General features: G+C 70.5%; 7 protein-coding genes. All 7 read right to left on the bottom strand.

What is annotated here, in order from left to right:
• On the bottom strand, positions 1-816 hold the full coding sequence (gene cobA / locus D577_RS0107875; RefSeq protein ID WP_018946965.1) for a uroporphyrinogen-III C-methyltransferase: 816 nt from the start codon (positions 814-816) through the stop codon (positions 1-3).
• Positions 813-2,141, bottom strand: a complete 1,329-nt coding sequence (locus D577_RS0107870) for a cobyrinate a,c-diamide synthase (RefSeq protein WP_018946964.1) — start codon at positions 2,139-2,141, stop codon at positions 813-815. Before D577_RS0107870 ends, cobA begins: the two co-directional genes overlap by 4 nt.
• A 70-nt stretch (positions 2,142-2,211) precedes the next feature.
• A complete protein-coding gene (locus D577_RS0107865) occupies positions 2,212-2,826 on the bottom strand; it encodes a Uma2 family endonuclease (protein ID WP_018946963.1) in 615 nt (204 codons plus the stop codon).
• 75 nt (positions 2,827-2,901) lie between these two features.
• Positions 2,902-3,510: a cob(I)yrinic acid a,c-diamide adenosyltransferase gene (gene cobO, locus D577_RS0107860; RefSeq protein WP_018946962.1), complete on the bottom strand. Its 609-nt coding sequence runs from the start codon at positions 3,508-3,510 to the stop codon at positions 2,902-2,904.
• 53 nt (positions 3,511-3,563) lie between these two features.
• Positions 3,564-3,863 carry a DUF2149 domain-containing protein gene (locus D577_RS0107855; protein ID WP_018946961.1) on the bottom strand — a complete coding sequence of 100 codons (300 nt, stop codon included), beginning with the start codon at positions 3,861-3,863 and terminating at the stop codon, positions 3,564-3,566.
• On the bottom strand, positions 3,860-4,300 hold the full coding sequence (locus D577_RS0107850; RefSeq protein WP_018946960.1) for a MotA/TolQ/ExbB proton channel family protein: 441 nt from the start codon (positions 4,298-4,300) through the stop codon (positions 3,860-3,862). Before D577_RS0107850 ends, D577_RS0107855 begins: the two co-directional genes overlap by 4 nt.
• 35 nt (positions 4,301-4,335) lie before the next feature.
• Entirely contained in the window at positions 4,336-9,012 is a 4,677-nt protein-coding gene (locus tag D577_RS0107845; protein ID WP_018946959.1) for a cobaltochelatase subunit CobN, read from the bottom strand.
• Positions 9,013-9,168: the final 156 nt, after the last annotated feature.

Below are 9,168 nucleotides of genomic sequence, written 5' to 3'. Positions count from 1 at the left end.
TCAACCATGGATCCCGTCAACCGCGCCGAGGTCCATCGCGGGCGCCCCGGAACCATCGCCGGTCAGCCGGGCACGTTCGCCCACCACGTCGCCCACGATCAGCAGGCTGGGCGACTCCAGCGCGAGCGCCGCGGTGCGCCCGGGCAGGTCCCCCAGGGTGCCGGCGACCACGCGCTGTCCCGGCCGGGTCCCGTGCTCGACGATGGCGGCGGGCCGCGTGGCCGGGGCGCCGGCGGCGACCAGCCCGGCACAGATCTCCGCCAGCGGGTTCAGCCCCATGTAGATCACCACCGTCTGCCGCGGGGCGGCCAGCGCCTCCCAGTCCAGCTCGGTACTGCCATTGCGCCGGTGCGCGGTCACGAACTGGCAGCGATGGGCATGATCGCGGTGGGTCAGCGGGATGCCGGCGAACGCCGCGCAGCCACCAGCCGCGCTGATGCCGGGGATGACCCGCACCGGGATGCCGGCCGCCGCCAGCGCCGCCGCCTCCTCGCCACCACGGCCGAAGACATACGGGTCCCCGCCCTTCAGTCGCACCACGTAACGCCCCTCGCGGGCGCGCTCGATCATCAGCGCGTTCAGCTCCTCCTGGCGCAGGCTGTGGTTGGAGCGCGCCTTGCCCACATAGCAGCGTTCGGCGCCGGGGTTGGCCATCGCGAGGATCGCCTCGGGGATCAGGCGGTCGTGCAGCAGCACCTCGGCATCGCGCAGCGCCGCGGCCGCGTCCAGCGTCAGCAGCCCGGGATCACCCGGCCCGGCGCCGACCAGATCTACGCGGCCGGCGGCCGGCGTGCTGTCCGCGAATGCCCGGCTCATGACGCAAACAGGGCCGCGGCCGCCTCCGGATTGGAGGGGAACCAGGCGTGCAGATAGGTGGCGGTCAGCCGGCCGTCGCGGTAGACCGCCTCGCCGGTGGAACCGGCGCCGCGGGCACGGGTGCAGTGCGCGAGAGGTTCCACCCCGACCTCGGCCCGGGTGTGGTGGAAGGTGTGGCCGCGCAGCTCGCCCTCCGGCAGCGGCGCGGCCTGCAGCCCGAGGCCCTGCAGCTTGTCCTCCAGACGCGCATGCCCCGGCAGCAGACCGGCCATGGGCGCGGCATGGCCGTCGCGGTCCGCCAGCTCTTCCAGCAGATAGAGGAAGCCGCCGCACTCGGCCAGGATCGGCCGGCCGGCCGCGTGATGCGCGGCCAGGTCCGCCTTCAGGCCGGTGTGGGCCGCCAGTGCCTCCAGGTGCAGCTCGGGATAGCCGCCGGGCAGCCACACCGCATCCACCTCGGGCAGGCGATCGCCGGCCACCGGGGAGAAGAACTCCAGCCGCGCGCCCTGTGCGCGCAGGAACTCGAGGTTGCCCGGATAGGTGAAGGCGAACGCCGCGTCGCGGGCGATGCCGATGCGCAGCCCGTCCAGCCGCGTGGCCCGTTCGGCCCCGGGTTGCGAGTCGGGCTCCGCCCCCGCGTCCGGACCGGGGGCGAACTCCACCGGGGCCGGCAGCTCGGTCACCCCGGCCTCGGCGATCGCCTGCGCGGCGGCCTCCAGACGGGCGTCCAGGTCGGCGACCTCGCCGGCCTGCACCAGCCCGAGGTGGCGGTCGGGCACGCTCAGGGCCTCGTTGCGCTGGATCGCGCCAAAGAAATGCACGCCGTCCGGGGTCGCATCGCGCAGCATGCGCCCGTGTCCCGGGCTGCCGGTGCGGTTGGCGATCACCCCGGCCAGTGGCATCTCCGGGCGGTAGGTCGCCAGCCCGTGCACGATGGCGCCGAAGGTCTGGGCCATGCCGCCGGCATCCACCAGCGCCAGCACCGGCAAGCCGAAGGCCACCGCCAGATCGGCACCCGAAGGGTCGCCGTCGAACAGGCCCATGGAGCCCTCGACCAGGATCAGGTCCGCATCCTGTGCGGCGGCATGCAGCTTCGCCCGGCAGGCCGCCTCGCCCACCATCCACAGATGCAGCGGATCCACCGGATGCCCGGAGGCCTGCTCCAGGATCATCGGATCGAGGAAATCCGGGCCGGTCTTGAACACCCGCACCCGGCGCCCCTGGTTGCGATGGTAACGCGCGATCGCGGCGGTCACCGTGGTCTTGCCCTGCCCCGAGGCCGGCGCCGCCACGAACGCGGCCGGACAGCTCACCGGGGCACTCATGCCGACACCTCCACCTGCAGGCCGGCCGCCTGCCGGGCCCGGCGCCCGTCCGGCCAAAGACCGCGCGCGGTCAGGCCTCGCTCATAGGGGGCTCGGTATCCGGCGGTGCGTCCTCGAAGATGCGCCCGCCTTCCAGTGTCAGGCCGACGCTGCGCAGCTCCACGGCATCCCCCGTGGCATCGCGCCCCGTGGCATCGCACGCTTCGTGCGTGTACAGCACCCAGTGATCCTCCGGGTCCCGCCGGTAGAGCTCCACCGCGCCGCTGGCCGGGTCGATCATCAGGTATTCCTGCAGCGAGGCCAGGGAACGGTAGGCGGCGAACTTCGCCCCGCGGTCGAAGGCCTCGGTCGACGGCGACAGGACCTCCACCACCAGCAGCGGGGCCTGCTTGTACTGCTCGCGCCCCCGGTCCTGCGGATCGCAGGTCACCATCACGTCCGGATAGAAGAAGGCATCGGCCGCTTCCACCCGCAGCTTCATGTCCGCGATGAAGGTCCGGCAGGGTCCGCCGCGCAGGTGTTCGCGCAGGGCTGAAGCCACATTGAGCGAGATCGTCACGTGCCGATCCGAGGCCCCGCCCATCGCAAAGACCTCGCCGGCCACGAACTCGTGCTTCTCCGGCTGTTCGGCCTCCCACGCCAGAAAGGCGTCGGCATCCATCTGTGCGGGTTGCGGGTTGCCCATGCTGGAGTCTCCGGTTCGGGCCGTCATCCCCCTGATAGTAGCGCAGCGCCATGGCTGCCCGCAGCGTCCGCCGTGTCACAGCTCGATCCCCTTCTGCGCCTTGATGCCGGCCTGGAAGGCGTGCTTGACGACCTGCAGTTCGGTCACCGTGTCGGCGGCGTCGATCAGGCCCTGCGGGGCTGCGCGGCCGGTGGTGATCACGTGCTGCATCTCGGGGCGCGCGGTAAGGTCCCGCACCACCTCGTCGACATCCAGATAGCCGTACTTCAGCGCGATGTGCAGCTCGTCCAGCAGCACCAGGTCGATGCCCGGATCGGTCAGCATGTCGCGGGCGTGGGCCCAGGCCTCGCGCGCGGCCTCGCCATCCTTGTCGCGGTCCTGGGTCTCCCAGGTGTAGCCCTCGCCCATCACGTGATACTGCACGTTGTCCTGGCGCTTGAAGAAGGCCTCCTCGCCGGTGGCAAAACGGCCCTTGATGAACTGCACGATGCCCACCTGCATGTCGTGGCCCAGCGCGCGCGCCGCCATGCCGAAGCCGGAGGAGCTCTTGCCCTTGCCGTTGCCGGTCAGCACCAGGAACACACCGCGTTCCTCCTGCGCCTCGGCGATCTTGCGGTCCACCACTTCCTTCTTGCGCGCCATGCGCTCGGCGTGGCGGCGCGCGCGTTCGTCCTGTTCACTCATGGTCCTGTTCCTCGATTCGGTTTGCGGCCATCGGGCGGCCGGCTCGGGTGTGCTCAGTCGCCACCCTCGATCAGCAGCATGCGACCGGTCTCCGGGTCGCGGTAGACCTGCCCCATGGATTCGAAGCCGGAGCCGGCCTCGCCGGCGCCGTCGGGCAGTTCGGGAACCTCCTCGCCGGCCTCGACCTCCACGCCACCGGCTTCCTGCTGTTCCAGCCCGTCGTCGGCGGCCACCAGGGCCACGATCAGGCCGACCGCGAACACCAGCATGATGTCCGCGAGGTTGGCCAGCGGCCCCATGGGTTCCTCGTCCGGCGCGTCGAACCGGCTGGCACGGTAGTGCGGGACCCTCATGCCGCCTCCATGCGTTCCATCGCGCCGTCATACCAGCGCCGGCGCAGGCGGCCGAGCAGGAAGCCGAGGATGCCGATCAGCAGCCCCAGGACCGTAGTGTTGAAGGCCACGGTCACCGCCTGCGCCAGTACGTCGAGTTCGCCCCGGCCCATGGCCGCCAGCCCCGGTCCCAGCGGGATCAGCGTCCCCATCAGCCCCAGCATCGGGCCGATGCGTGCCAGCAGGTCGGCACGGTCGATGCGCCGCCGCGCCAGGAACGCCAGCCGCTCGGCATTGCCGCTGACCTCCAGGCGCCGCACCCCGCCGGTGCGCTCGCCCACGGCCTGTCCCAGCTCCCAGACGGCCACCGCGACCAGCACCAGCAGGCCGATGATCACCGGCTCCAGCAGCCAGCTCACCACCGTGTCCATCATTTGCATCGTGATCGAGAACGACATTCGCGTTACCTCATCAATTTTTGTTCAGCGCTTTCTTAACGGCGCCGGCCGGCGACGATGCCCCCGAGCAGCAGCACGAACAGGGCCCCGGAGACCAGCCAGGGGATCCACGGCATGGCGCGCGCCTCACCCGATTCGCGGCCGTCCTCGACCTCCGCCGCCTCGACCTCGGCCGGCTCCGGGGCCTCCTGCATCTCGCGGGCATCCGGCTGTTCCAGCGGCTGGATCTCGGCCATGCGCGCCGGGTCGGTCTCGGTGGGCTCGCGTTCGATCTGCGCGGCCTCGCGCACGGCCTCGAAGGCCTCGGCCAGTTCCGCGTCGTCCAGGCGTTCGGCGACTTCGTCGAGCACGGGATGATCCGGCCGCGTATGACCGCTGCCGGGCAGGCCGTGCTCGACCACCAGTTCGGCGAAGTCCTCGGACAGCGCCTGCAGGACCTCGGGGTCGGCATCCCAGAACTCGCGGCTCGCGGCCACCAGCAGCGTGGCCTGCATGTGCGTCTTCACGTGCACCTTGTGGCCGTCTTCCAGGAACTCGTCGAGCCCCAGGTCGTGCCGGTCCTGCAGGTAGACGTCGTGCACGTGGTCCCAGGCTTCGGAACCGATCACGTGGGGACTGGTCACCTGCCAGCCCCACAGGTTGTTGACGAAATCGGCGGTGAAGGTCCGCGCCCCGGCATAGCCGTGATCCATCAGCGGCTCGATCCACTGCGGGTTCAGATTCTGCCCGTGCAGCTCGGTCATCAGCGCACGCTGCAGGCTCTCCACGCGCGGGTTGTCGGGGTCGGCATGCTGCAGGATGCGATTGTCCGGCGGGGTTCCGCGGGCGTGTTCCACCGCGGCCGACAGACCGCCCTGGAAGTCGAAACCGTCGTCGTTGTCCAGCAGGCCGTAGAGATGACTGGCCCGGCCCAGATAGGTTCGGCCCACGCCTTCCAGACGCGCATCGAAGGCCTCGTGGGCGGGCTCGCCGCGGGTCCCCGCGCCATAGGCATGCCCCATGCGCCGGGCATAGGCGTCGGCCAGCTCGGCGCGATCCTCCCAGGCCCCGGAGCGGTCGGCCAGACGGTTCACCCCGGCGCCATAGGCCCCCGGCGCGGTGCCGAACACCCGCAGCGCCGCCTGGCGGCCGGCCTCGACCGCCTCCACGCCATCGGATTTCAGCGCCCGGGTATCGACCACCCACTGGCTCGCCACGTCGTTGCGCTCCAGCGGCTCGCGGCCCGGATCCCTCAGGTCCTCGCCCAGGGGTTCCAGGGCCTCGTCCAGCGCCTCGTCCAGATGGGGGTATTCGGCGCGGATGGTCTTCGACGAGCCGTCCAGGGCCAGGCGCGCGGCCTGGTCCAGCCAGACCAGCTGATCCTCGTAGAGGTCGCGGAACAGGCCCGAGGTGGTGAACAGGGCGTCCCGTCGACGTTCACGATCGGCCTCGTCGAGATCCATCAGCTTCAGGCCCTCGACGATCCCGCGGCTGTTCCACTCGGGCTCGACCCCCAGCATGTCGAGTCCGAAGGCCACCATCACGCCTTCGTCGCGCACGGTGTCGGAGGCCCACAGCACCACGGCCTCGCTGCCTTCGGCCTCGGGGTCGCCCTGCTCGCGGGCATCGGCCGCCAGGTCCTGGCCCAGGCTCCAGGCGATGCGGGTGGGCACCAGATCGGAGGACAGGGCGTGGAAATTGCGCCCGGTGGGCAGGACATCCGGGGTGCGCACCGGATCGTTGCCGCGGCTCGGCGGCACGAAACGGCCCTCGAGCCCCGCCAGCAGGTTCGCTCCCTCATTGGCGGGCGAACCCTCCAGGGCCTCGCGCATCGCCGCGTCCGGCTCCGCGTCGCCGGCCATGGAGTCGAGCATGGTGTCCACGGCCTCGCCATCCCAGTCGCGGGCCAGCACATGCAGCCCGAGGGGCATGTGCTCCTCCTGCATGTCGGTCACCCAGTGACCGATGTCGTGGACCATCAACTCCTCGTCGAGGTCCGCCAGACCACCCTCGTGAGCCGGATCATGGTCATGTCCGTGGTCATGATCGTGCCCGTGGTCGTGGTTATGCCCGTGATCGTGGTCATGCCCGTGATCGTGGTCATGCCCGTGATCGTGGTCATGCCCGTGATCGTGGTCATGGCCGTGGTCGTGGTCATGCCCGTGATCATGGTCATGGCCGTGGTCATGGTCATGGCCGTGGTCGTGGTCATGCCCGTGGTCGTGGTCATGCCCGTGGTCGTGGTCATGCCCGTGGTCGTGGTCATGCCCGTGGTCGTGGTCATGCCCGTGATCATGGTCATGGCCATGGTCATGGTCATGGCCGTGGTCGTCACCACCATCATGCGCATGATCGTGATCATGGCTGTGGTCGTGGGCATCCATCGCCTCCTCGATGGTCTCGCTCAGACCAAGCTCCTCGATGCGGGCCAGCAGCGTCTCCGCGGCCCGGGCCTGAGTCGGCGAATTCGGATCGGTGCTCGCCTCATAGCTTTCGACCAGCTGGCGCAGTTCCAGCAGGTCGTCGTAGAGCTCGGTGGTCGCCAGCGCCGGCGTCAGATGGCTGATGATCACGCCCTGGGCGCGACGCTTGGCCTGGATGCCCTCGCCCACGCCATCGACGATGTAGGGATACAGCACCGGCAACGGGCCGCCGAGGAGTTCCGGATAGTCGTCCGGGGCCAGCCCGGCGCGGCGCCGCGGCAGGAATTCGCGGGTGGAGTGGCGCCCCATGTAGACCAGCGCATCCGCCTCGAAATGGTCGCGCAGCCAGTGGTAGAAGCCCACGTACTGATGGGTGGGCGGGAACGTGGTGTTGGCGTGCAGCAGGCGCTCGCTGACTTCCCAGCCCCGCGGCGGCTGTGGGCCGATGAACACGTTGCCGTATTCGATCCCGGGGAAATGCATCGCCCCGTCGTGGGTCATGGCCTCGCCCGGGGGTTCGCCCCAGCCGCTCAGGCCCGGGATGCCGGTGCGCGTGAGGGCGTCGCGCAGGGATTCCGCCTGCGCCAGGTCGCCGCCGCCGTCCAGCAGCGCCTCCCACTCGCGCTCCAGCTGGTCGATCAGTGACTGCGCACGCTGCTGCGCGTCATGCGAGTAGTTCTGCACCATGTGGCGCAGATCGCCGATGCCGTTCTCCAGCGCGCGCTCGGCGGCGTCGGTCGCGCCCAGTTCGCGGGCCTTGAGCAGCCGCTCGTGCAGATAGCCCACCGGACCGTGCACCAGTTCGGCCTGTACGGTCTCCGGCAGGGTCTCGAAGTAGGAACGATAAGTCTCCGCATCCAGGCTGGCCACGCGGTCGGCGATGTCGGCGGCCGCGTCGGCATGCTCGGGCAGGTTGACGCCGCGGTCCTGGATATCGTCCAGCAGGGCCTCGGCATCTTCCGGGTGATCCCCGGTGTCGTAGCCCGCGTCGCGCAGCAGATCCAGGGTCTCCAGCAGCGACTCGGGGACATCCAGCTTGTCGGCGCCGATGTTGTGGCGCCCCGGCGGATGGTTGTAGTAGACGATGGCCACGCGCTTGTCGGCATTGGAGCGCTCGCGCAGGCGCTGCCAGCGGGCCATGCGTTCGGCCACCGCGTCGACCCGTTCGCGGATCGGCTCGGAGAGCATCAGGCGCACGCCGGTGCGGTCGTCGATCTCGGGCTCGCCGGCGGCGGCCAGCACCGTGGGCTGGCTCACGCCCTGCAGTTCGGGCATGGCCACCTGGTAGTGAATGCTGTCCCAGGGGATGCCGTCATGCGCGACCCGCCATTCATCCTCGCTCCGCGAGGCCAGGCGCAGGCCCTTGACCACCGGCACGTCCAGCTCGCCCAGCGCCCGGGCAACCGCCTCGCGGTTACCGCCGCCCCCGATCACGAAGTCCTGCAGGGAGACGATGCCGGCGAGATCGGCGGGTGCCGCCGACTGCGCCAGGTCCTCCACCGCCTGCCGGCTGGCGCCGCCCCAGCGCGCCAGCACGCCGAAGCACTGCAGATCGCGCGATTCCAGCGCGTCGCAGGCGGCATCCAGCAGTGCACGGTCGCCCGGCCGGTCGCCGGTGTCCAGGTCCAGCAGGGCGACCGCCGGGCGTTCATCCAGATCCATTGCGGCGGCGTCATCCACCGCGCGGCCGTCGTGGTAGAAACGGATGGTCTCGCGCGGATCCGGCTGCGGCACGTCGATGTCGTGGCCGGCCTCGGCGGCCAGCCAGCGCATCAGACCCTCCATGCTCTCCGGCGTACGCCCCTGATAATACGCCCGGCCGGTGAGCCAGCCGGCCTGCTCGGGGAACGCCTGCCGCTGCTCCCGCAGGTGTTCGCGCGGATCCTCGTCGGCATCCGGGTTCTCCGCCAGCTCGGTCCGTTCGTCGTCTTCCAGACCGGCCAGCGGCTGCTCGCCATCCAGGCGCGACAGAGCCGTCAGCTGCCGGTCGCTGTTGATCGCCAGCAGCGGGACTTCGGCATCCGGACCGCGCTCGCGCAGCAGCCGCGTCAGGCGGCCGACCTCGTCGCCCAGCACCGCCGCCACCAGCACGGCGTCCGCGTCCTCCCACAACGCGGTGACCTCGGAGTCATCCTTGTCGGCCAGCTGCTCCGGAGTGCGCAGGCGCACGTCGGATTCGGGGAAGGCCTCGAGGAAACGATGCGCCCCGGCCGTGACCTCGGCGGCGGAGCGATCCGAGACGATACCGAGGATATGCGGGGCCGGTTCCGTGTCCGCCGCCGGAACCCCCGGCAGCAGCAGCGCCAGCAACAGGGGGTAGCGTTTTTTCCATGTACTCATCATTCAACACCCGGATACGTGCACACACAGCCGCCGGGACACTCGAGGCGTCCCGACGGAGCGTGAAGAAAAGGAGATCGGCCGCGGGTCGCGTCAGCGTCGCGGCACTGTTGTCGATCGGGGCCT

Source organism: Thioalkalivibrio sp. AKL17 (genome assembly GCF_000377885.1).
GTDB classification, from domain to species: domain Bacteria; phylum Pseudomonadota; class Gammaproteobacteria; order Ectothiorhodospirales; family Ectothiorhodospiraceae; genus Thioalkalivibrio; species Thioalkalivibrio halophilus.
Note: the sequence above shows the minus strand (reverse complement) of the source record. Positions and strands in the feature narration are given on the sequence as shown.

What these genes read in the sequence shown, in the direction of transcription:
- cobO (WP_018946962.1), bottom strand. Translation starts at nt 3,510, where the DNA reads ATGAGTGAACAGGACGAACGCGCGCGCCGCCACGCCGAGCGCATGGCG.
- D577_RS0107850 (WP_018946960.1), bottom strand. Translation starts at nt 4,300, where the DNA reads ATGTCGTTCTCGATCACGATGCAAATGATGGACACGGTGGTGAGCTGG.
- D577_RS0107855 (WP_018946961.1), bottom strand. Translation starts at nt 3,863, where the DNA reads ATGAGGGTCCCGCACTACCGTGCCAGCCGGTTCGACGCGCCGGACGAG.
- cobA (WP_018946965.1), bottom strand. Translation starts at nt 816, where the DNA reads ATGAGCCGGGCATTCGCGGACAGCACGCCGGCCGCCGGCCGCGTAGAT.
- D577_RS0107865 (WP_018946963.1), bottom strand. Translation starts at nt 2,826, where the DNA reads ATGGGCAACCCGCAACCCGCACAGATGGATGCCGACGCCTTTCTGGCG.
- D577_RS0107870 (WP_018946964.1), bottom strand. Translation starts at nt 2,141, where the DNA reads ATGAGTGCCCCGGTGAGCTGTCCGGCCGCGTTCGTGGCGGCGCCGGCC.